Origin of the sequence: Psychrobacillus sp. BM2 (assembly GCF_048572895.1) — a bacterium.
In the GTDB taxonomy this organism is placed as follows: Bacteria; Bacillota; Bacilli; order Bacillales_A; family Planococcaceae; genus Psychrobacillus.
Map to the genome: position 1 here is coordinate 1,054,007 of NZ_CP183878.1, position 22,648 is coordinate 1,076,654.

22 protein-coding genes are annotated in these 22,648 nt (G+C 35.8%); 15 read left to right on the forward strand and 7 right to left on the reverse strand.

Translation table 11 applies throughout. From position 1 onward, the window contains the following. The first annotated feature begins 29 nt into the window (after window positions 1-29). On the forward strand, window positions 30-821 hold the full coding sequence (locus ACN6MX_RS04615; protein ID WP_419961500.1) for an inositol monophosphatase family protein: 792 nt from the start codon (window positions 30-32) through the stop codon (window positions 819-821). Between the two features lie 40 nt (window positions 822-861). Here the strand turns inward: ACN6MX_RS04615 and ACN6MX_RS04620 are convergent, their stop codons facing one another. Continuing rightward, entirely contained in the window at window positions 862-1,047 is a 186-nt protein-coding gene (locus ACN6MX_RS04620) for a YlaF family protein (protein WP_419961501.1), read from the reverse strand. 104 nt (window positions 1,048-1,151) lie between these two features. Between ACN6MX_RS04620 and typA the strand changes: the two genes are divergently transcribed. The 3 genes from typA to ACN6MX_RS04635 all read left to right on the forward strand — a co-directional run bounded on the left by typA (window position 1,152) and on the right by ACN6MX_RS04635 (window position 4,181). Beyond that, on the forward strand, window positions 1,152-2,996 hold the full coding sequence (gene typA, locus ACN6MX_RS04625) for a translational GTPase TypA (RefSeq protein ID WP_419961502.1): 1,845 nt from the start codon (window positions 1,152-1,154) through the stop codon (window positions 2,994-2,996). 24 nt (window positions 2,997-3,020) lie between these two features. Beyond that, a complete protein-coding gene (locus tag ACN6MX_RS04630; protein WP_419961503.1) occupies window positions 3,021-3,347 on the forward strand; it encodes a YlaH-like family protein in 327 nt (108 codons plus the stop codon). 99 nt (window positions 3,348-3,446) lie between these two features. Continuing rightward, complete coding sequence (locus tag ACN6MX_RS04635; protein ID WP_419961504.1) at window positions 3,447-4,181, forward strand: DUF2935 domain-containing protein; 735 nt, start codon at window positions 3,447-3,449, stop codon at window positions 4,179-4,181. A gap of 169 nt (window positions 4,182-4,350) precedes the next feature. On the opposite strand, the gene ACN6MX_RS04640 is transcribed toward ACN6MX_RS04635, so the two are convergent. Continuing rightward, complete coding sequence (locus ACN6MX_RS04640; protein WP_419961505.1) at window positions 4,351-4,554, reverse strand: YlaI family protein; 204 nt, start codon at window positions 4,552-4,554, stop codon at window positions 4,351-4,353. A gap of 11 nt (window positions 4,555-4,565) precedes the next feature. After that, a complete protein-coding gene (locus ACN6MX_RS04645) occupies window positions 4,566-5,063 on the reverse strand; it encodes a peptidyl-prolyl cis-trans isomerase (RefSeq protein WP_419961506.1) in 498 nt (165 codons plus the stop codon). A 177-nt stretch (window positions 5,064-5,240) separates the two neighbouring features. On the opposite strand from ACN6MX_RS04645, the gene ACN6MX_RS04650 reads away from it, so the two are divergent. The 3 genes from ACN6MX_RS04650 to pyc all read left to right on the forward strand — a co-directional run bounded on the left by ACN6MX_RS04650 (window position 5,241) and on the right by pyc (window position 10,208). Next, on the forward strand, window positions 5,241-5,522 hold the full coding sequence (locus tag ACN6MX_RS04650) for a YlaN family protein (RefSeq protein ID WP_340773976.1): 282 nt from the start codon (window positions 5,241-5,243) through the stop codon (window positions 5,520-5,522). 69 nt (window positions 5,523-5,591) lie between these two features. Further along, window positions 5,592-6,755 (forward strand): FtsW/RodA/SpoVE family cell cycle protein, encoded by a 1,164-nt coding sequence (locus ACN6MX_RS04655; RefSeq protein ID WP_419961507.1) that lies wholly within the window; start codon window positions 5,592-5,594, stop codon window positions 6,753-6,755. Between the two features lie 12 nt (window positions 6,756-6,767). Beyond that, window positions 6,768-10,208 carry a pyruvate carboxylase gene (gene pyc / locus ACN6MX_RS04660; protein ID WP_419961508.1) on the forward strand — a complete coding sequence of 1,147 codons (3,441 nt, stop codon included), beginning with the start codon at window positions 6,768-6,770 and terminating at the stop codon, window positions 10,206-10,208. A 550-nt stretch (window positions 10,209-10,758) separates the two neighbouring features. Here pyc and ACN6MX_RS04665 read toward each other — a convergent pair. Next, window positions 10,759-11,670: a COX15/CtaA family protein gene (locus ACN6MX_RS04665; RefSeq protein ID WP_419961509.1), complete on the reverse strand. Its 912-nt coding sequence runs from the start codon at window positions 11,668-11,670 to the stop codon at window positions 10,759-10,761. Window positions 11,671-11,992: 322 nt separating this feature from the next. On the opposite strand from ACN6MX_RS04665, the gene cyoE reads away from it, so the two are divergent. The 7 genes from cyoE to ACN6MX_RS04700 all read left to right on the forward strand — a co-directional run bounded on the left by cyoE (window position 11,993) and on the right by ACN6MX_RS04700 (window position 18,957). After that, window positions 11,993-12,916: a heme o synthase gene (gene cyoE, locus ACN6MX_RS04670; RefSeq protein WP_419961510.1), complete on the forward strand. Its 924-nt coding sequence runs from the start codon at window positions 11,993-11,995 to the stop codon at window positions 12,914-12,916. Between the two features lie 99 nt (window positions 12,917-13,015). Next, window positions 13,016-14,098 (forward strand): cytochrome c oxidase subunit II, encoded by a 1,083-nt coding sequence (coxB, locus tag ACN6MX_RS04675; RefSeq protein WP_419961511.1) that lies wholly within the window; start codon window positions 13,016-13,018, stop codon window positions 14,096-14,098. Between the two features lie 34 nt (window positions 14,099-14,132). Next, complete coding sequence (locus ACN6MX_RS04680; RefSeq protein ID WP_419961512.1) at window positions 14,133-15,995, forward strand: cytochrome c oxidase subunit I; 1,863 nt, start codon at window positions 14,133-14,135, stop codon at window positions 15,993-15,995. A 2-nt stretch (window positions 15,996-15,997) separates the two neighbouring features. Further along, window positions 15,998-16,624, forward strand: a complete 627-nt coding sequence (locus ACN6MX_RS04685) for a cytochrome (ubi)quinol oxidase subunit III (RefSeq protein ID WP_419961513.1) — start codon at window positions 15,998-16,000, stop codon at window positions 16,622-16,624. Window position 16,625: 1 nt separating this feature from the next. After that, window positions 16,626-16,961, forward strand: a complete 336-nt coding sequence (ctaF, locus tag ACN6MX_RS04690; protein WP_419961514.1) for a cytochrome c oxidase subunit IVB — start codon at window positions 16,626-16,628, stop codon at window positions 16,959-16,961. Between the two features lie 591 nt (window positions 16,962-17,552). Continuing rightward, on the forward strand, window positions 17,553-18,464 hold the full coding sequence (gene ctaG / locus ACN6MX_RS04695; RefSeq protein WP_419961515.1) for a cytochrome c oxidase assembly factor CtaG: 912 nt from the start codon (window positions 17,553-17,555) through the stop codon (window positions 18,462-18,464). A gap of 31 nt (window positions 18,465-18,495) precedes the next feature. After that, complete coding sequence (locus ACN6MX_RS04700) at window positions 18,496-18,957, forward strand: DUF420 domain-containing protein (RefSeq protein ID WP_419961516.1); 462 nt, start codon at window positions 18,496-18,498, stop codon at window positions 18,955-18,957. Window positions 18,958-19,036: 79 nt separating this feature from the next. On the opposite strand, the gene ytvI is transcribed toward ACN6MX_RS04700, so the two are convergent. Further along, window positions 19,037-20,101 carry a sporulation integral membrane protein YtvI gene (gene ytvI, locus ACN6MX_RS04705; protein ID WP_419961517.1) on the reverse strand — a complete coding sequence of 355 codons (1,065 nt, stop codon included), beginning with the start codon at window positions 20,099-20,101 and terminating at the stop codon, window positions 19,037-19,039. 108 nt (window positions 20,102-20,209) lie between these two features. Next, on the reverse strand, window positions 20,210-20,575 hold the full coding sequence (locus ACN6MX_RS04710; protein ID WP_419961518.1) for a YugN family protein: 366 nt from the start codon (window positions 20,573-20,575) through the stop codon (window positions 20,210-20,212). A gap of 154 nt (window positions 20,576-20,729) precedes the next feature. Here ACN6MX_RS04710 and ACN6MX_RS04715 point away from each other — a divergent pair, with 154 nt between their 5' ends. Continuing rightward, window positions 20,730-21,815 carry a CAP domain-containing protein gene (locus tag ACN6MX_RS04715; RefSeq protein ID WP_419962552.1) on the forward strand — a complete coding sequence of 362 codons (1,086 nt, stop codon included), beginning with the start codon at window positions 20,730-20,732 and terminating at the stop codon, window positions 21,813-21,815. Here ACN6MX_RS04715 and ACN6MX_RS04720 read toward each other — a convergent pair whose 3' ends face one another. Then, window positions 21,816-22,547: an aspartate kinase gene (locus ACN6MX_RS04720; protein ID WP_419961519.1), complete on the reverse strand. Its 732-nt coding sequence runs from the start codon at window positions 22,545-22,547 to the stop codon at window positions 21,816-21,818. Between the last annotated feature and the right edge of the window lie 101 nt (window positions 22,548-22,648).

The window sequence follows — 22,648 nt, forward strand, 5'->3', positions numbered from 1 at the left end:
AGCATAGGTGTTAAGAAGGGGTGGGACGATTGGATATACACAAGCTTGATACATACGCAAAATCGTTAATAAAAGAAGCGGCATATAATATTAAAACTTCCTTGTCTTCCGAACTCATCATTGAATCTAAGTCAGAGGCAAATGACCTAGTTACTAATATCGATAAAGAGACGGAACAATTTTTTATTAGGCATATAAAAGCAGATTTTGCAGGGCACAGAATATTTGGGGAAGAAGGATTTGGAGATGACATAAAGGATTTAGAGGGCTATGTATGGTTACTTGATCCGATAGATGGCACAACAAATTTCATTCATCAAAAACAAAATTTTGCTATTTCATTGGGAATATATAAGGATGGGGTAGGAATCCTAGGATATATATACAATGTGATGGAAGATACTTTGCTAAGTGGATCGTTAAATGGTGGTGCTTATCTGGATGATATGCGTTTACCTAAATTAGGCGTTTCTTCGGTTGAGGAGGCAGTCGTTGGCATAAATGCAAGATGGGTAGTGCCGAACAGATATGTACATAACGAAGGGATGGTGAATTTACTTAAAACCGTCAGAGGTACTAGATCACTTGGTTCAGCAGCAATCGAAATATCCTATGTAGTAACCGGAAGATTAGATGCTTATATGTCTATGCGATTATCACCCTGGGATATAGCCGGTGGGATGGTGTTAGCGAAAGAGGTAGGGGCAATTGCTACGAATTTAGCATTTGAACATCTAGATTTACTAGATGCTGATAGCTTTATCGTTTCTAAACCAGGATTACATGAACAATTATTAAAAAATTATATTCAGTTAAAATAAAATCCAGCAGTAAGAAACCTGCTGGAAAAGTATAAGGTATTTAAAGCAAACCTTCATCACGCATTTTTTTCTTTGTTTTAAAACCAAATCCCATAATAACAAATAATAGGACAAGAAATACAAAAATAAGTGGAATATTTCGCAGTGCAATAGCAATCCCAATAAGTGCCATTGATAAAATTGCACCTAGGGAGTATAGTACAAAAATCCATTTAATATTACTCAAAATGCTTACCTCCAAAAAAAATGATAAAAAATAATATTACTTTAGTTTCACTTGTGATATAATAACACAGTTATGGACTCGAAAAAAGAATATGGAGTGGAAATATGACAAATATACGTCAAGATTTAAGAAACATTGCAATTATAGCACACGTTGACCATGGAAAAACGACATTAGTCGACCAATTATTGAAACAATCAGGAACTTTCCGTTCAAATGAACATGTTGATGAGAGAGCAATGGATTCTGGTGATATAGAACGTGAACGTGGAATTACAATATTAGCGAAAAACACTGCAGTAGATTACCATGGTACGCGTATTAACATTCTTGATACGCCTGGACATGCTGACTTCGGTGGTGAAGTAGAGCGTATTTTGAAAATGGTAGACGGGGTTTTACTAGTTGTCGATGCATATGAAGGTTGTATGCCTCAAACGCGTTTTGTATTGAAAAAAGCGTTAGAACAAAGATTAACACCAATCGTAGTAGTAAACAAAGTAGATAAAGATTCAGCTCGTCCACTAGAAGTAGTAGATGAAGTTCTAGAATTGTTTATCGAATTAGGTGCAGATGAAGACCAACTAGAATTCCCAGTTGTTTATGCTTCTGGTGTAAACGGTACTGCTTCTTTAGATGATGATCCTTCTAAACAAGAAGAAAACATGGAATCTCTTTTCGAAATGATTATCTCAGCAATTCCAGCACCAATAGACAACTCTGAAGAGCCATTACAATTCCAAGTAGCATTACTGGATTATAATGATTATGTAGGTCGTATTGGGATTGGCCGCGTATTCCGCGGGACAATTGAAGTGGGTCAACAAATTTCATTAATGAAACTTGATGGTACTGCTAAAAATTACCGTGTAACAAAATTATTTGGTTTCTTCGGACTAAAACGTGTAGAAATTCAATCAGCTAAAGCTGGGGATTTAATCGCAGTTTCTGGTATGGAAGATATTAACGTAGGGGAAACGGTTTGTCCTACAACCCATCAAGAAGCATTAGTTCCATTACGCATTGATGAGCCAACATTACAAATGACCTTCCTAACAAACAACTCACCTTTCGTTGGTCGTGAAGGGAAATGGATAACATCAAGTAAAATTGAAGAGCGTCTTCGTTCTCAATTAGAAACGGATGTATCTTTACGTGTTGAGGATACTGATTCTCCTGATGCTTGGACAGTTTCAGGCCGCGGAGAGCTTCATTTATCGATATTAATCGAAAATATGCGTCGTGAAGGTTTTGAATTACAAGTATCAAAACCACAAGTAATTATTCGTGAAATTGATGGGAAAAAATGTGAGCCAATCGAACGCGTTCAAATTGATGTACCAGAAGATAGTGTAGGTTCAATTATCGAATCTATGGGTACTCGTAAAGGCGAAATGATTGATATGATCAACAATGGTAGTGGACAAGTTCGTTTAATCTTTATGGTTCCTGCTCGTGGATTAATCGGTTATACTACTGAATTCATGTCACTTACTAAAGGTTATGGTATCATCAACCATACATTCGATAGCTACCAACCAGTAGTTTCTGGTCGTGTTGGTGGGCGTCATCAAGGTGTGCTTGTTTCTATGGAAACAGGTAAATCAACAACTTACGGTATGATGGGTATTGAAGACCGTGGTACTTTATTCGTTGAACCAGGTACCGATATTTATGAAGGTATGATCGTCGGAGAAAATAATCGTGATGCTGATATCACTGTAAATATTACAAAAGCAAAACAAAAAACAAATATTCGTTCAGCAAATAAAGACCAAACGAACGTGATTAAAAGACCTCGTATATTAACGCTTGAAGAAGCAATTGAGTTCTTAGGTGACGATGAGTACTTAGAAGTAACTCCTCAGTCAATCCGTTTACGTAAAAAAGTTCTTGAGAAGAGCGAGCGCGAACGTGTAACTAAGAAATTGAAAAATGCAGAACTTTAATAGAAACTGAAAGGGTGAATAACCTTGGAGGAAAAGCAATTCGTATTTGGTAGAATGTCTAGTATATCAAGATATATTTATGAGGTTATGCCAACTTACGATATAGCTGGTTATGTACTATTTCTTTTAATCTTCTTGCTTTCTGTGCTTGTGTACAAGCTTGGATTTGCAAAGAAATTGCGTTTTAGCCAAAATATTGTCATCTACGTATTTTTGTTATTAGGTTGTTTGATGTTGACGTTCCTTGCATTTTTCCTTCCAGTTGTGGAAGGTTTAATCGTGGCAGCATTGATCCTAATCATTTATAAAATACGCTTACGACTAGAGAAAAAACAAAGCTCGGCTACTTAAATGTAGCCGAGCTTTTTACATATTCCTTAGTACCTTGCATATACTTTTATAATGTAAAAAGGAGGATTTTAACTGGCGACAACGTTCCAAGAATCCGCATTGTATGAACTTCACTTTTGGTTACAAGTATTGGGAGATCACGCAAAATTTATCCATGATTCACTTGCTCCAAGTGAGAAAGAGAAGATTGATGGGGCAAGTTCTTTTATTAAACGGTTTGACCAATTACTAGAAACCTCCAAAAATCCTTTAACTAATCAGGAAATCATTACGTTGGCTCAAAAATCAAAAATAGCTAGTGAAAAGATTCGAGTTTTTAAATTGTGGCTAATAAAAGAACATTTAGTTGGAGAAATAAAGATTTCTTTGCCACCTTCGTTCATTAATCATATGGTAAATGAAGTAGAAGAAGCTATCCGGGTATTTTCCTATTTAGAGAAAGGTCAAGACATTCCAGATGTACATCCTTTGCATCATGATTTATTATGGCTCATCGATGCTGCAGGTCATGCTGGTGCAATAGATGCTGACTTGGACAGAGTGGAGAAGCAACTGAAAGAAAAAGGGCAGCAATTCATGAAAGATTGGGAGGATTTCTATTTAAAAGCGGTAGAATTAGCAGGTTTCTTACGAGCGAATGTAGATAAATTCCCGGCATTAGATAAATTCCATGATGATATTGAATTAGAAATGACTATTTTTAAAGAGTTCTTAAGGGAATTGGAGGAAATGAAGCTCAAAAAAGAAGCTTTGGGAACTTTTACACCGCTTATGGCCGATCATATGGCTAAGGAAGAAACATACTATTTAAGAAAGATAGAGCTAGTCTATTAAAAAACATAAAGAAATGAAGAAAATCTCTCAGGCTAGTGCAGCTTTTTTTGCGGGTAACCTATTCGAAAACAAAGATTCGCTGATATATTTAACTAAATTCCTTTTAATTAGAGTGGGGGAAAAAATCCCCACTGATTAAAATTTACTTTTTCTTAAAGAAAGCTACTTGCTAAAATTCATTTTCAATCAGACGTGAACTCTTATAGAAAATAAACTTCCCGGTTGCAAGACGACTGTTAGTTCTTTCTTCAATACGGTCATGACACTCTGGGCACATATACGTGTTAATTGGTCGATTTCTGAGCTTCTTAGCCAGAGGTAAATCATCTGGGAGCTCATCTATTCGATCACAAATGGCACATTGTACTTTCATCTATACATCTCCTATTCTACACGGAAAGCTGTGACAAACTTTATCGGAGTATTAATATTTGATCCATCTTTTTTCAGTACATGCACGGGGCCGTCTTCACGAAGTGGTTTGCCCTTATGACTAAACTTTAATAATAGCTCACTTAAATCTTCTAAAGAAAATATATGTTCTTCCTCTGTCGTTTCGACCACAACTTTTGTTGCGTTTGGCAAAGGTTCTGAATTGAGGATAAATGGTTTCATATCAATTCCGAAAGTACTTGTTAGCGCTTTTGTGCGTTCATATTTTTTTTCTGTTTGTAAAGTCGGTGGGTTTGTAGATCCTTCAATGATTTCACGTGACCAGTGAGCCGATGTGACTTTTGTATACTCTTCTAGCTCATCTTTGTACTCATACTCACCAGAAAAAAACTCATCCAAATCGATTTTACGATCATCGAAAATCCAAACGGTAGGGTCTAACGTAATATTAAATTTAACTGCACCTTTAACTGGTATGATAAGTTCCAACAAAATTGCCTCCTCTAAACTATCTAATCTTATTAAGTATACCTTTAAATTAAAAAGTTCTAAAGAATATTTAACTATTTCTATAAGTTATATAAGAGAACACTTGCAATTTTACTGTGCAAAAGATACACTTTAGGGAGATAAATAATTAGAAATTATAAAAATGGGGGCGTCCTCATGGATACTAATATACAAATTTCGTATCAAGAAAAGGCATTAGAGCTTTTGAAAAAAGATGCAGAAAAGATTGCACAGCTTATAAAAGTGCAGATGGATAACTTAACGATGCCTCAATGCCCTCTTTATGAAGAGGTTTTAGACACACAAATGTTTGGATTGTCACGTGAAATAGATTTTGCGGTAAAACTTGGACTTTTAGAGAAAAGTGAAGGAAAAGAAATTATCGCTTCTCTTGAAAAAGAATTATCTGTTTTGCATGAGATTCATACAGAAAAATAATTATAAAACTCAAACAAACTATCTGTTTGAGTTTTTTTTCTATATAAAGAAGAAATAGAGGTATAATATATGATTTCCTATTTAAAACGTTACACTAGAAATTTTGACTACCCATTATTTTTTGTCTACTTAGCTTTATGCTTATTTGGCTTGGTAATGATTTATAGCGCAAGCATGGGCTGGGCTGTAATGAATTACGGCTGGGAGCCTGATTATTTTTTCGATAAGCAAAAATCAAACTTAATACTTTGTATTCCGGTATTCTTTATAACCGCCTTTTTTCCGTATAAACATTATAAAAATAAAGCAACGATGCAACTAATGCTTCTTGTAATGTTTACACTTTTATTTTTAGTGCATATTATCGGAGTTGGTGGAGAAAGTGGTTCCCAAAGCTGGATCGACTTAGGTTTTAATATTCAACCATCAGAAATTGCAAAACTAGTAATAGTTTTATATTTTGCAGGTATATTTGCAAAAAAATCAGAAAATGGTACATTAGATAAATTAAATGAATCCGTTGGTCCACCATTACTCGTGCTATTTTTTGTTTTCGTTTCGATCATGATGGAAACAGATGTTGGGAATACAATGATTATTAGTTTCGTAGCTATTTCAGTAATTGCGGCTAGTGGGATTAAATTTAAATCATTTTCCAAAATAATCGGATTAATTGGTATAGTTATAGTAGCGGGACTATTTGCCATCTATATGATGAAAGATGCATTGTTGACTCCTCATCGTAGAGGAAGGTTAGAAGCATTTTTCAATCCTTTTGATTACGAGCAAGGGTATGGATATCAAATTGTTAATGGTTATATTGCCATTGGATCAGGTGGTTTAACAGGCTTGGGTTTAGGGAATTCCAATCAGAAGTATGGGTATTTGCCCGAACCACATACTGATTTCATTATGGCTATCATAGCAGAAGAGCTTGGCTTATTTGGAGTATTGATCGTTTTATGTGGATTGTTCTTTATTGTCTTTAAAGCAATTAGTATTGCTTTAAAGACAAGGGATCCTCAGGCTCGCATGATTGCTGCGGGTATAGGCAGTATTATAGGGTTTCAAACCTTTATAAACTTAGGAGGAATGCTTGGAATTATCCCGCTGACTGGCGTACCACTTCCCTTTATAAGCTACGGGGGTACTTCTATTATTATTTTATCGGCAGCACTTGGGATATTGATGAATGTATCTATGTTCGTGAAGCATGAAAAAAATAGACAATAAGGGGTGCATTAAATGAGAAAGATTAAAAAGATTGTTGTTGCAAACAGAGGGGAAATAGCAATACGTATTTTTCGAGCATGTACGGAGTTAAACCTCAGAACAGTAGCAATATACTCAAGAGAGGATAGTGGTTCGTTTCACCGATTTAAATCTGATGAATCCTACATAGTTGGTGAAGGTAAGAAGCCAATTGATGCATACTTAGACATTGAAGATATCATTCGAATTGCAAAAGAAAGTAAAGCTGATGCAATCCATCCTGGTTATGGCTTTCTATCCGAAAATGTAGATTTTGCAAAAAGATGTGAAGAGGAAGGGATTATTTTCATCGGTCCTACATCCAAACACTTAGATATGTTTGGAGATAAGGTGAAAGCTCGTGAACAAGCAGTACTAGCAGGTATACCCGTAATTCCGGGGAGCGATGGACCTTTAGACACTGTCGAAGAGGTCAAGGCCTTTGGAAAAGATCATGGATATCCTTTAATGATTAAAGCATCTTTAGGTGGTGGCGGTCGTGGTATGCGTGTCGTGCAAACAGAAGACGAGCTTGAAAGTGCATATGAACGAGCTAAATCAGAGGCCAAAGCTGCTTTTGGTTCAGATGAAGTATATGTGGAACGCTGTATTTTCCAGCCTAAACATATTGAAGTTCAAATTCTTGGAGATACGCAGGGGAATTTAATCCACTTATATGAACGCGATTGTTCTATTCAAAGAAGACATCAAAAAGTTGTGGAAATAGCACCTTCCAATTCATTGAATTCAGAATTGCGCGATAAAATATGCGATGCAGCTGTCCAATTAATGAAAAATGTATCCTACATTAATGCGGGAACAGTAGAATTTTTAGTGACGGAGGATGAATTCTTTTTTATTGAAGTAAATCCACGTATTCAAGTAGAGCATACGATTACAGAAATGATTACTGGTGTAGATATCGTACATGCACAGATTAAAATAGCAGATGGTCTAGCGCTTAATAGTGAAGAAATGGGAATTCCGAGTCAGGAAAACATGCCGTTATTTGGATTTGCGATTCAATCTCGTGTCACAACAGAGGATCCATTAAATAATTTTATGCCAGATACAGGGAAGTTAATGGTTTATCGCTCTGGCGGTGGATTCGGCGTACGCTTAGACGCAGGTAATGGTTTCCAAGGGGCGATAATATCACCATACTACGATTCTTTATTGGTAAAGGTTTCAACTTGGGGCATGTCGTTTAAAGAAGCAGCAGCTAAAATGGACAGAAATTTGCAGGAATTCCGAATTCGAGGAATTAAAACGAATATCCCATTTTTAGAAAATGTAGTAAAACACCCGAGCTTTATCTCTGGTCAATTTAATACGAGTTTTATCGATACTACACCTGAATTATTTTTATTCCCAAATCGCAAAGACCGAGGGACTAAATTATTGAATTATATAGGAAATGTAACTGTCAATGGTTTCCCAGGTATCGAGAAAAAGTCGAAACCTATTTTTGGAGCAACTAGAACACCTAAATTTGATTTGAGCGTTGCACCTCCGGCGGGTACAAAGCAAATTCTAGATGAGCAAGGTGCCGATGGCGTGATTAAATGGGTGAAGGAACAACAAGGTGTGTTGTTAACGGATACTACTTTCCGAGATGCTCACCAATCTTTATTAGCAACACGGGTTCGTTCACACGATATGTTTGGAATTGCGAAAGAATCTTCGCAAGGGATGCATGATTTATTCTCCTATGAAATGTGGGGAGGAGCTACATTTGACGTTGCCTACCGCTTTTTAAAAGAAAGTCCGTGGGATCGTTTGATAAAAATGAGACAAATGATTCCAAATGTATTATTCCAAATGTTATTCCGTGGAGCAAATGCGGTAGGGTACAAAAATTATCCAGATAATGTTATAAAAGAATTTATCCAAAAGTCTGCTGATGCTGGTATTGACGTATTCCGAATCTTTGATAGTCTGAACTGGATAAAAGGAATGGAAGTTGCGATAGATGCAACTAGACAATCAGGTAAAATCGCAGAAGCGGCAATATGTTACACTGGAGATATTTTAGACGACTCTAGAGGCAAATATACAGTACAGTACTACAAAGATATGGCAAAAGAATTAGAGAACGCAGGAGCTCATATTTTAGCCATTAAAGATATGGCTGGATTACTTAAACCAGAAGCAGCTTATCGTTTAGTAACTGAGCTGAAAAGTACAGTGGATCTTCCTATTCATCTTCATACACATGATACTAGTGGAAACGGAGTATTTATGTATGCAAAAGCAATTGAAGCTGGAGTAGATATTGTGGATACGGCATTAGGGGCGATGGCTGGATTAACTTCCCAACCTAGTGCAAGTAGTTTAAGTTATGCATTAAAAGGCTCTAAAAGAGAAGTTATCGGAAATATCGACGCATTCGAAAAAATCTCTTATTATTGGGAAGATGTTCGTAAATATTATCAAGATTTTGAAAGTGGCATGATGAGTCCTCATACTGAAATCTATGTTCATGAAATGCCAGGCGGACAATACAGTAATCTTCAGCAACAAGCAAAAGCAGTAGGACTGGGAGAACGCTGGGAAGAAGTTAAAGAAATGTATTCTCGCGTAAATCTATTATTTGGCGATGTGGTGAAAGTTACACCTTCATCTAAAGTGGTAGGGGATATGGCACTTTTCATGGTACAAAATAATTTAGATGAAGTTTCTGTCATTACGAGAGGTAAATCAATCGATTTCCCAGATTCTGTTATAGAGTTTTTTGAAGGATATATTGGACAGCCCTACGGAGGATTCCCGCAAGAATTACAAAAGGTTATCCTAAAAGATCGCGAACCGATAACGGTACGTCCAGGTGAATTATTAGAGCCAGTGAACTTCGAGGAAATTAAAGAAATGTTATTTCATAAATTAGATCGTCCTGTTACTAGTCAAGAGATTCTTGCTTACACTCTATATCCAAAGGTTTTTGAAGAGTATAGTGAAACGGATAAAAACTTTGGTGATGTTTCTGTATTAGATACACCAACATTTTTATATGGATTGAGATTAGGAGAAGAAATTGAAGTAGAAATCGAAGTCGGAAAAACGCTAATCATCAAGCTTGTGTCTATAAGCGAGCCTGCCCATGACGGAAACCGTATTATTTACTTCGAATTAAACGGTCAACCTCGTGAAATTTCGATTCAGGATATAAATGTAGAAGTGAGCCATTTATCTAAACCGAAGGCAGATTTGACAAATGAAGGCCACATTGGGGCAACAATGCCTGGTACAGTTTTAAAGGTGGCAATCTCTACAGGTAGCAAAGTAAAAAGAGGTCAGCATCTCCTTATTACAGAGGCCATGAAAATGGAAACTACTGTTCAAGCACCATTTAATGGAGTAATTAAAGAGATTCATGTTATTGCTGGAGAAGCAATTGCAACCGGTGATTTATTGATCGAGATGGAGAAAGAATAAACAAAAGGCTGTTAGACATTCTTGTCTAACAGCCTTTTGTGAAGATTAAGAAAGTATATTAAATGCGTACAATGGGTTCAAGCGACTTTAAAGAATGCATTTTACAGTTGATCTCCGTTACAACGCACTCACTTTTATACTAGTGGAAATTGAGAGAAATAGTGAGTGTTTTCCCAATGAAGCAGCGAAATAGCGAACGAAATTGCATCTTCGGGCCCGCACGATGCGGGTCAGGCAGTCGTTGCGACACGAGGTCCGTACTTAGAGTGTCATCTTTCATCTACTATAAGCATAAGAAAGTTTCTTATCTCTAATTATCCAAATGCGAACCTACCTGTTTCTAAGAGTTGTAGGAGGGCGAGGGACAGACTAACGCCGTAAAATTACCGAAAAAGAGAGGCTGGTTGTGACAGATGTCACAACCAGCCTTTAAAAATTCACTCGGTAATAATATTATATTACGATCAAGTCTGTCTAAAGCCCTTTCAAAAGGATAGAAACAGGTTATAAACTTAAAGGGACGGAAGTTTTATTGCCAGGCTTTTCTTATTTAACGGTTCATCTTACTTCTTGATAATAATAGAATCATATAACATAACAAACCGAATAATAAGGATATAAACAAGGAGTGTAGTAAAGCTATATAAAGATTTAGTTTAGTCAACACGACTAACATACCGGTGATTACTTGACAGGAGACTAATATTAAAGAGATGATCCATCCCCAGTAAATTGACCGTTGATCTTTATAATTCCGCATTACGTGAATTGCAATGATTAAAATCCAAATAAATATTAATCCAGCAGCAGCCCGATGCCCCATTTGTACCCATTCATATAAATTAGAAGGAAGAGCAAACTGGTCGTTATTACATAATGGCCAGTCATTACATATCAAACTAGATTCTGTATGTCGAACTAATGCGCCAGTGTAAACAACAATATAAGAATAAAGTGTTACCCCGATTGTATGGAACTTTAATGTTTTGCCGATTCTGATTTTATCTGTATCAAACTTTCGGTCAATCTCAAAAACTAATAAGGTTAGTAATAAAACAGAAGCAAAGGAAATAAGAGATATCCCAAAATGAAGAGCCAATATAAAATCGCCTTGTCCCCATTTTACCTGTGCTGCTCCTATCAATGCTTGTGCGACTAAGAAAAATACCGCCATTGCCGATAAGAATTTTGTTTCTCGCACATGTCCAAGAGCCTTCCATGCCCAAACTGCTAGTGCGACAATCAATATACCAACAGCGCCTGTAACTAAACGGTGTGAGAATTCAATTAATACTTCAACTGTTATTACATCGGGTATAAGTTGTCCATTACAACCAGGCCAATGTCTACCGCAACCCATACCGCTATCGGTTTTAGTAACTAATGCTCCTCCTAGAAGAATGAGCAGCATACCAACTGTAGATGCAACAGCTAACCATTTTAAACTTTTATGAATGTGCAATACGCCACCTACTTTATGTATCTTGCTCGTCTTAAAAAGACGGTATCTGCTTTTTGATGATATCGAATCACAGCGAAAAATACAATGTATAACCTCTAAACTAATAGGTAGAGTAATTGCTTTTCACAAATTGTTCATAAATTCGTACTCGAACATTCACAAACAATATACGTAAATGCTTTACTATTGATATGTTCTAAGTATATAAATGAGTATCTTAACTATTTATGCGAAAATTATCATTAACTGTAGAAATTAATAAAGATTTTCGTTATAGTAAAAGGTAGCGGAATATGCTTACAACTTTGAAAGGAGGGGCAGCATGTCAAATGTTCATTCAATAACCGCAACTAATGAGACTGAAGCTGAACGAGTAAACACTTCATTTTTTCAAGATTTTCTTTCGCTCATTAAAATAGGTATAGTGAATTCTAATTTATTTACAACATTCACTGGTATGTGGCTAGCATTTCAATTTACCGATCGAAACTTTCTTGGAGAGTTAGACATATTATTTTATACACTAATAGGGTCCGGAATGATTATTGCGGGTTCTGCAGCTATGAATAATTTTATCGATCGTGATATAGATCCTGTCATGAAGAGCAAGAAAGGTAGACCAACAGTTACTGGACGGTTTAGTCCATCAGCCGTGCTAATAACTTCTTTTTCACTATTGATTGTAGGTGAAATTTTATTATTTTTTGCCTCTACTTCAGCTGGAGTTTGGGGACTAGCAGGAATCGTCAGTTACGTTGTGTTATACTCGATGTGGTCTAAACGAAAACATGTTAGTAACACAATAGTTGGTAGTATATCTGGTGCAATCCCGCCTGTAATTGGATGGGCAGCTGTTGAACCTAGCTTAGGTTTCGGGGCATTAGCTTTATTTTTAATCATGTTTGCATGGCAACCTCCACATTTTTATGCGCTTGCAATGAAGCGTACGGAAGAATATCGAGCTGCTAATATCCCAATGCTACCGGTAGTAAAAGGTTTTAAACGTACAAAAGTGTCTATACTTCTATGGATTCTACTATTATTCCCATTACCATTTTTATTAATGGAATTAGGTGTAATATTTGTTGTTTTAGCAACTGCACTTAATCTGGGATGGTTATACTTCTCTATTAAAGGTTTCCGTGTGAAGGATGATATCAAATGGGCAACGGGTATGTTTATATATTCGTTAAACTACATGACGATATTATTCGTAGCTATAATTATCTTTGCTATCTTTATTTAATTGCTGGAATTCTTTCTTTAATCAACAAGAATTCATATAAACAGAACCACAGTCCAAAGAAACATGAAAACAACTATGAAAGAGGGGTTTGATTTAGCTATGATGAGAGGGCTTAAAAAATGGCGACTTTTTTCACTGTTAGCAGCTCTAACGATTTTCTTATCGGGTTGTGGCGAAGAATACTTATCTACGCTTACACCTGCTGGACAAGTCGGAAGAGATCAATTTAATTTGTTATTACTATCTTCTGCTATTATGGCTTTAGTTATTATTGTAGTAGTAATTATTTATGTTGTTGCTTTAGTGAAATTCCGTCGCAAAAAAGTTGGGGAAGATGTTATTCCTAAACAAGTAGAAGGAAGTCATACACTTGAGATAGTATGGACAGTTATTCCAATACTACTGTTAATCGTCCTTGCTATTCCAACTGTTTACTATACTTATAAACACGCGGATGTAGCTGCAATGGATCAAGTCGACGAAGATGGAAACAAAACAAATGTAACTGTAAATGTTAAAGCAAGTCTTTATTGGTGGGAATTTGAATATCCGGATTTAGGAATTGTTACTGCTCAAGAGTTAGTAGTACCTACGGATGAAAAAGTTTATTTCAATTTAAAAGCTGCTGATGTGAAACACTCCTTCTGGATTCCTACAGCAGGTGGTAAAATGGATACAAACGTAGAAAACGTTAACCAATTCTATTTAGAATTTGATGATGCATCTGCTAGTTTAGAACAAGGTGTTTTCTATGGTAAATGTGCGGAACTATGTGGACCATCACATGCTCTTATGGATTTCAAAGTAAAAACCTTAGAACGTAAAGATTTTAATGCTTGGGTTGAAACAATGAAAACTAGCGAGCACGTTGCAGATGGTGAACTTGCAACTCAAGGTGAAGAGATCTTCAATACAAGCTGTATCGCTTGTCATGCAACTTCTGGTGCTGGTACTACCGGCGGAATGGGACCAAACTTAGCAACTTTTGGTGATCGCAATCGTGTTGCTGGATTTATGTCTCATGATGAAGATAGCTTGAAAAAATGGATCAATAATCCACAAGAATACAAACCAGGTAACTTAATGCCTCAGCCAGAAACTATTAATGATGGCAAAGAGTTTAGTGAAGATCAATTAGATGCTCTTGCAGCATATCTAATGGGACTATCTGTAGAAAAATAAGTTCCACAGATAAATTATGAGGGAGGTTAAAGTTGTGAGTTCTATCGCAAAGAAAAAAGGCTTTGGCGCAACTTTATGGGACTATTTAACAACAGTAGACCATAAAAAAATTGCGATCATGTACCTTGCTGCCGGCGGTTTGTTCTTCGTAATCGGTGGTATCGAGGCAATGCTTATTCGCATTCAATTAGCAAAACCAGATAACGATTTTGTTAGTGCTGGTCTATTCAATGAAATTATTACAATGCACGGAACAACAATGATTTTCCTTGCGGCCATGCCGATATTATTTGGATTTATGAATGCAGTCATGCCACTTCAAATTGGTGCACGTGACGTAGCGTTTCCATTTCTGAATTCGCTTGGTTTTTGGTTATTCTTCTTCGGTGGTATTTTCCTTAACCTATCTTGGTTTATGGGAGGAGCTCCCGACGCAGGATGGACTTCTTATGCATCATTGTCATTAGCATCACCTGGTCATGGTATTGACTTTTATGCACTCGGGCTTCAGATAGCGGGTGCTGGTACTTATATTGGAGGTATCAACTTCCTTGTAACAATTATTAATATGCGTGCTCCAGGTATGACATATATGCGTATGCCATTGTTTACTTGGACTACATTTGTAGCGAGTGCACTTATATTATTTGCTTTCCCACCACTTACTATCGGATTATTCTTCTTAATCTTGGATCGTATGTTCGGTGGAAACTTCTTTGATCATACAATGGGTGGTAATACAATTATTTGGGAGCATTTATTCTGGATTTTCGGGCATCCTGAAGTATATATTTTAATATTACCTGCTTTTGGTATATTCTCAGAAATATTTGCCTTATTCGCACGTAAACGTTTATTCGGATATTCATCGATGGTTTTCGCAACCGTATTAATCGGTTTCTTAGGATTCATGGTTTGGGCTCACCATATGTTTACAGTCGGTTTAGGACCAACAGCTAATGCGATTTTCGCAGTTGCTACTATGGCAATCGCTGTTCCAACAGGGATGAAAATCTTTAACTGGCTACTTACAATTTGGGGAGGTAGCATCAAAGTTACGACTCCGATGCTTTATGCATTAGGATTTATTCCTTCATTCGTAGCGGGTGGGGTAACTGGTATTATGCAAGCAGCAGCGCCTCTGGATTACCAATTACATGATTCGTACTTTATCGTTGCCCATTTCCACTATGTAATCGTTGGTGGGGTAGTGCTAGCAATTCTTGCAGCAGTACACTTATATTGGCCATTAATGTTCAATCAGATGTTAAGTGAAAAACTTGGTAAATGGACGTTCTGGTTCTTCTTTATCGGATTCCATTGTACGTTCTTTATACAGCATTTCTTAGGACTTATGGGTATGCCTCGTCGCGTATTTACTTTTGGAGCAAACCAAGGTTGGGATACTTTCAACTTCATCAGTTCAATTGGTGCTGCGTTAATGGCAATTGGTGTAATAATACTAGTGATTAACATCATAATTACAGTCATTAAGAATGAAAAAGTTGGAAATGACCCTTGGGAAGATGGACGTACATTGGAGTGGGCTATTCCACAACCAGTTCCATTTTATAACTTTAAACAAACTCCACTTGTTCGTGGATTAGATACTTTTTGGATTGAAAAACAAGAAGGTAACAAAGAAGGTATGACTTATGCAGAACCACTTTCTGATATTCATATGCCAAACAATTCTTTCATACCTCTTGTTATGACAATTGGTTTGTTTATCGCAGCTTTTGGAGCACTTTACCATGGTGAAAAAGAATGGTCAATTCCAGTCTTAGTGCTAGGCTTAGCAATTACACTTGGTTCTATGGCTGTTCGTTCTATTAAAGACGATCATGGATTCCATATTCACAAAGAAGATTTAATGAATGATGAAGGGGGTAAATAATTATGGACTTTAATAAAAAGTACACCCCACAAACTTGGCCGGATCATCCGGAACAAGTTACTTTAGAAGGTAAGAATAAATTTTTAGGCTTTTGGTTATTTCTAGGTGGAGAAACTGTACTATTTGCAAGTTTGTTTGCTACTTATTTAGCTCTTAAAAACAAAGGACCAAGTGGGATGGAATTCTCAACTGATACACTGTTTGAATTACCATTAGTATTTGTTATGACGATGATTCTTTTAACATCATCATTAACAAGTGTGTACGCAATGTATCATATGAAAAATCATAATTTCAGAGGTATGCAAACTTGGTTAGCTATAACAGTTCTTTTAGGATTAGCTTTCTTAGGTTTAGAAATATATGAGTTTAATCACTATGTACATTTAGGTTTTACTTATGGACAAAGTGCTTTCTCATCTTCATTTTTTACACTTGTAGGTACTCATGGATTGCACGTAGTAATTGGACTAGGATGGATTATTCTTTTAATGTTACGTAATGCAAAACGTGGATTTAGTTTGTATAATGCACCAAAATACTATACTGCTTCCCTATACTGGCATTTCATTGATGTAGTGTGGGTGTTCATCTTTACAGTAGTATACTTGATGGGAGTTGTTGGTTAATATGTCACACGACGCTCAAGTTTATGTAAGATCACAAACAGAATTTGAATACATTAAGCAAAAACGCAAAAAAGATATGCGTAACCAAGTTACAACTTTTGCAATTATGATATTCTTAACATTAATTGCTTTTACTACTGTTGCTGCTGGTTTTTCCGTATATTTAATAGTTCCGGTTATTTTATTGCTAGCTGCAATTCAAGTCGTATTACAGCTGTACTACTTCATGCATATGAGTGAAAAAAATCATGAGGTAATTTCATTTTTCTTATATAGCGCTGTTTTACTAGCTTTCACTTTCATCTTAACTTTCCTTACTATTATTTGGTGGGGTTAAACAACTTAAAGCCAAGACAAAGTTAAATACTTTGTCTTGGCTTTTTTGATAAAATGTCTCCCTTAAGCATTGGGTTCGTGGGACATTAGAGGATGAATAATCCTTTTGATAGTGCCCAACAGTAGGATTTATCAAAGCTTGTATCCAGTACATTAACATTAGATTGTTAGTTGAATCATTCGGGCTTTTACGGGCAGTTCTCTACTGCCCGTTAATGCGGGGCATAAGCCATAAAATTACCGAAAAAAGGGATGTTGGTTGGTTGTGACGGACGTCACAACCAACTAGCTTCCCTAAAAATTCAATCGGTAATCATATAGCAAAACGTCTGTCTGAAGCACTTCGAAAACGAAAGATACAGGTTTTGAACTATAAGGACCGGGCATCTTATTTTGCCCTGTTTCTCTTAGTTGTAGGAGTACTATATCTTAAAGAGCAAGTACTTTGTTGTACATATAGTTATAACTAAAAGAGATGGCAAATAGCTGATAGAGACATCTTTAAATACTTAAATGTCATAGTTCGTTCATTGAAGTTATTGGGCTTGACCTATATAATAGAGGAAGTTAGCAAAAAGGAGCGATGATACTTATGCCTATAAGTATATTTGGATTCCAAGCATTGTGGAGCCCTGTTATGATTGGAGTATTAGTGTTTTTAACTATTTTATATTTTTTAATAACAGTCAAATGGCGTAACGACTTTAAAGTATCGGAGCCACTGAAAAAGAAAGAAGCAGCTTATTTTCTAATAGGGATAATTCTTTTATACATTGTAAAGGGTTCACCTGTAGATTTAATGGCACATATTATGTTCTCGTTTCATATGGTCCAGATGGCTCTTTTACTATTATTAGCTCCACCATTACTTATGAAAGGAATTCCTTGGTGGGTATGGAAAGCTGTAATTGAATTGCCAGCAGTTCGTAAGATTTTTCCAGTACTAACAAAACCGTTACTTTCACTAGTTGTCTTCTCAGGATTGTTTTCCTTTTATCATATTCCTTTGTTTTTCGATTATATCAAATTGGATGAAGGATTACATGGAACGTACACGTTTATTTTATTCCTGTCAGCGATTTTTATGTGGTGGTCTATCGTTGATATAGAAGGAGTTAGTCAACGTTTACATGGGTTAAAAAAAATTGGCTTCATTATTGGAAGTGCAGTTTTAATAACTCCGGCTTGTGCGTTAATTATCTTCACTGGAACACCTTTGTATGATACATACACAAATCCAGATGTATGGTTGAAAGCAATGGAACTATGTGTACCAGCAAGTACATTAGCTGGACTATCATTAAGTGGACCGGAATTATTTTCTAATATGACACCTCTCGCTGATCAACAATTAGGTGGGATACTGATGAAAATTGTACAAGAGATTATATATGCAGTATTCTTAATGTCTATTTTCTTCAAATGGTACAAAAATGAGCAGGACAACGCGGAAGAAATCACACAAAAAGCTCTAGATGACTTAAAAGTACAAGCTAATCTATAAATTTAATAAAGTAATTTGAGGAGAATGATTGATGAATTTACCCGTTCTACCAACTATAAGTACATTTTTTATAGTATTAAGTGCTGTTTTAGTAGCAATTGGCTGGGCATTCATAAAACAAAGGAAAATTGATGCCCACAAAAAAACGATGATTGCTGCTGCAATTTCGGCATTAATATTCTTCATTATTTATGCATCACGAACTATTTTCATCGGAAATACGGCTTTTGGTGGACCAGCAAATATTAAAATTTACTATACAGTCTTTTTAATATTCCATATTACATTAGCAACTACTGGTGCAGTTTTTGGATTGGTAACTCTATATCTAGGATATAAAAATAATATTCAAAAGCATCGTAAAATTGGACCAATTACAAGTGTTATATGGTTTTTTGTAGCAATAACAGGTGTTGCCGTATACTTACTGCTTTATGTATTTTATACAGGTGGAGAAACCACATCAGTTATCAAAGCAATAATCGGTGGATAAAACAAATCAAAAGCCAATACTCTAAAGGAACTTATTCCAAAAGAGCATTGGCTATTTGTATTTCTTATACAGCTTAAGTTTAAATTTTAAAGTTAAGTTTTAACATTCCCGATTCTTTAGCAGTTATAAAAATAATAACTACCAGTGGACCAATCATAAATCCGATGAAACCGAAAAGCTTTGCACCGATAAACATAGCTATTAAGATAGCTAGGGGAGATATACCCATTTGGGATCCCATCAGCTTAGGCTCTATAGCTCTTCGTATTACCAATAACACAATTGCTAAAATAGTTAACTTAGTTCCCATTACCATATCACCTGTTAAATAATGATAAATAGCCCAGGGTGCTAAAACAGCAATGGAACCGAGTATTGGAATAATATCGATAATCCAAATGACAATAGCCATTATTAAAGCGTATTTTGGCGTCACAATAAGTAAAAGACCGATGAATGCTGCCCCCAAAATAATGAAACTTGCAATAATCTGAGCTTTCATAAATCCAATAGCTACTTTCTTTATACTAGCAAACATAAAATGTACTTTACCTGCAGTATTATCAGATAGGTAATGAAAAAATTTAACTTGTAAATTCTGCAAATCTAACATAAATAAAAAAAGAGCAATAATAAATACTATAAAACTTACTAAAAAGTTCGGTATATTCGTCAAAAGTGTAGAAATATTATTGTAACTAAGTATATCTAGGAGGGCTTCTTTCATACTTTCCAATGTCAAATCAAATTTATTTTGAATCGATTCAACAACTTCTTTAGGAAGACCCTCCGTGTATTTAAGTAAACTATTTTGCATATCAATCCATAATCCGGTCCAGTTATTAATATATGTAGGGATGGTCTGTGATGTATAAATAAGCTGGCTAAAAAGCTTTGTAATCACCAGGTATAATAGTCCGCATATGACGCTTATAAAAACAACAAAGTTAGTTATAACTGCAGGTTTCCGTTTCCATTTAAATGTTTTTTGAGTGAACTTTACGATTGGCTCCATAATAATAGCTGTAAGTAGTGCGAGTATAATAGGAATAGATACAGGAAGTATGAATATAGCTAATAATAAGAGCATAACGGCTAGAACAAAATATTTTATATATTCCTTTTTAAAAAAACCTAAGACCATCGTATGCCCCTTTCTTGACGTTTATTAATAGTATAGACAATTTTGTAATTTTTGAACAGAAAAAAACGCAAGAGAATGAAACTCTTGCGTGTTAGGATTTTCTTCCTATTAAGCGTAAATTTCAAAAGCAGCTAAATCAGCTTTTACAGCAGCTAATGTTTGTTCACTTGATTTTAGAAGATGTTTTGGGAAAACTTCATTTTCACCATACTCAACACCATGTGGGTAATAGTGTTTTCCTATAACCGGTTTTAAAAGAGTAATGTTTGCATCGTGTGCCCCTACATCACCATCTTTTGTAAAGCCAAATACTCGAAGATAAAATGTACCTTCTTTTATCACATACTTTTTATCATAAGTTACGCGTTCATAATCCCATTGACCTGCACGAACTAAACCTTGCTTTTTCATAAGATCATCTAATATATTTAGGTCGATGACAGTGTTTTCTATACCAGTGTTTTCGAAATACATTGAATTGTCCTCCTTCACGTTCATATTCCAAATAGAATCTGTTCCTATTAATATTAATGCAAATTTGATAATGTTGCAATGGTAACATTGTGTCTTTCTAGCTAACCTTGGTATACTAGGAGAAATGGCAGAAGAATAAGGAGAAAAAGCTGTGATGAATAATCTAATCCGAATTGTTATTGCTATAGCTATAGTACTAGTAATATTTATATATTTTGATAATCCTGTACAGGAAAATGAGCTCATTACTGGCTCCAATAATTCAGGACAGGTAATTCCAGATACTTCTTCAGAAATAGTGGAAGTTGAAACGTTATTTACACGTCCGAAAGAAGGAATTTCAACATTAGTAGGAGGTTCGACCCAAGCAGTTATTGAGTTGTTAGGGAAACCAGCCCGGACCGAACCATCGGCATTTGGATATGAGTGGTGGGTATACAATCAATCTCTTACAACCTATTTGTTAATCGGAGTAGAAGGAGATAAAGTAACACAAGCCTTTGCTGCGGGAGCTAACGTAGAAGTTGCACCTTATAAAATTGGGCAGGACATAGATGAAATTTATCGATTTACGTTAGTGCAATCTGAAATTACTTTTTCAATAGATTCAAATACTTATACCTTCTCTCTTGCAGAAGAAGATATAGACAATAGAATATTAGTTCAGTTCGATAATTTGTTTGCTATGTTATATATAGATTCAGAAAGTCAACAACTAGAGGCAGTTAGGTTTACAGATCCTAAGACTATTTTGCTGCATAAGCCCTATGACATTCTATACAATGGAGTTATGGTGGAAACTAAAACTCCTGACTCTCTCTTCCAAGCTTCAATAGACCGCGCTAATGAGCGACAGATATTTGAACTTTCAAATGTATATCGTTATCGTAACAACCTTCGATTACTAGTATCTGATAATGAATTGCAAAATATTGCGATGGTTAATAGCGAAGAAATGGCCAAAAATAATATTGTTGCCAATGAAAAATTTGAAGTATCTAAATTTAGTGATCAATTAAAAGAGTCCTCAATTGAATTTTCGAGTGCCGCTGGAAATACAGCCGCTTTTTATTTTGATGCGGGAGAAGCTGTAAACGGCTGGTTGAATTCTAAGGATCATCGAGAGATTTTATTAGGTCAGGGTTTTACTCACACGGGTATTGGTGTATATGGTAGCTATTATACGCAAAACTTTATTGAACGACCAGCTGAAAATACTACCAAAAATATCCTAGAGTAATTAGTTGGAGACAAAGGTACCTTCACTATCTTGATACAAAGAACGAATATGCAATGGGACTTGATGAAGAGCAGCAAATGTGGCTGCTCTTTTTTGAATGACTTCGACAGGTTCATCTAGCTTCTCTTGAAGTTCCTCATAGGTCATAAAAGGAATGAGCTCCACATGCTTGGTAGTAACCGGATCTGAAGTCATGATACCAGGGACATCTTTGTAAAATTCAACTACTTTAGCATTTAGATAATAGCCATAAACAACCGCAGTTAAATCACTACCCCCTCTTCCTAATGTAGTAAAATTATGTGTATTTTCTGAGACACCTTGAAAGCCTGGTACAACGATACATTGGAAATTTTCAAACGCTTGATATACAGAGCTCAAATCTACTTTTTTAATAAGGGCATTTCCAAATGTATCGTTCGTAATTATACCGGCATTTTTTCCATAAAGAAGGGTAGAAGATATTCCCGCTGTTTTTAGTTCTGTTGATAATACGGAACTCGAGATCAACTCCCCACATGCAGAGAGCAAATCAGTTTCAATGCTATTGTCGGTGAAAGGAAGCAAATCTAATAGCGTATCGGTTGCATAGGGTTTCCCTCTTCTTCCCATTGCGGAAACAACGACAAGCACCTTTTGATGGTTATTAATTGCATGCTGGATTCGCTGTATTACTAATTGTCTGTTGTGACGATTTTGCATGGCAATCCCGCCAAATTTTTGAACAATCATAATCTCAACCACTCTATTCGTGACATTTCAAACACTCCGTTCATACGATACAGGGAATTCAATTTACTGTATGCGACTTTACAAGAATGGTGTAGGGAGTG

Bases quoted from the DNA above. Each gene is read 5' to 3' on its own strand.
- typA (WP_419961502.1), top strand. From the start codon at position 1,152: ATGACAAATATACGTCAAGATTTAAGAAACATTGCAATTATAGCACAC.
- ACN6MX_RS04640 (WP_419961505.1), bottom strand. From the start codon at position 4,554: ATGAAAGTACAATGTGCCATTTGTGATCGAATAGATGAGCTCCCAGAT.
- ACN6MX_RS04650 (WP_340773976.1), top strand. From the start codon at position 5,241: ATGGATACTAATATACAAATTTCGTATCAAGAAAAGGCATTAGAGCTT.
- ACN6MX_RS04655 (WP_419961507.1), top strand. From the start codon at position 5,592: ATGATTTCCTATTTAAAACGTTACACTAGAAATTTTGACTACCCATTA.
- pyc (WP_419961508.1), top strand. From the start codon at position 6,768: ATGAGAAAGATTAAAAAGATTGTTGTTGCAAACAGAGGGGAAATAGCA.
- cyoE (WP_419961510.1), top strand. From the start codon at position 11,993: ATGTCAAATGTTCATTCAATAACCGCAACTAATGAGACTGAAGCTGAA.
- coxB (WP_419961511.1), top strand. From the start codon at position 13,016: ATGATGAGAGGGCTTAAAAAATGGCGACTTTTTTCACTGTTAGCAGCT.
- ACN6MX_RS04685 (WP_419961513.1), top strand. From the start codon at position 15,998: ATGGACTTTAATAAAAAGTACACCCCACAAACTTGGCCGGATCATCCG.
- ctaF (WP_419961514.1), top strand. From the start codon at position 16,626: ATGTCACACGACGCTCAAGTTTATGTAAGATCACAAACAGAATTTGAA.
- ctaG (WP_419961515.1), top strand. From the start codon at position 17,553: ATGCCTATAAGTATATTTGGATTCCAAGCATTGTGGAGCCCTGTTATG.
- ACN6MX_RS04700 (WP_419961516.1), top strand. From the start codon at position 18,496: ATGAATTTACCCGTTCTACCAACTATAAGTACATTTTTTATAGTATTA.
- ytvI (WP_419961517.1), bottom strand. From the start codon at position 20,101: ATGGTCTTAGGTTTTTTTAAAAAGGAATATATAAAATATTTTGTTCTA.
- ACN6MX_RS04710 (WP_419961518.1), bottom strand. From the start codon at position 20,575: ATGTATTTCGAAAACACTGGTATAGAAAACACTGTCATCGACCTAAAT.
- ACN6MX_RS04715 (WP_419962552.1), top strand. From the start codon at position 20,730: ATGAATAATCTAATCCGAATTGTTATTGCTATAGCTATAGTACTAGTA.
- ACN6MX_RS04720 (WP_419961519.1), bottom strand. From the start codon at position 22,547: ATGATTGTTCAAAAATTTGGCGGGATTGCCATGCAAAATCGTCACAAC.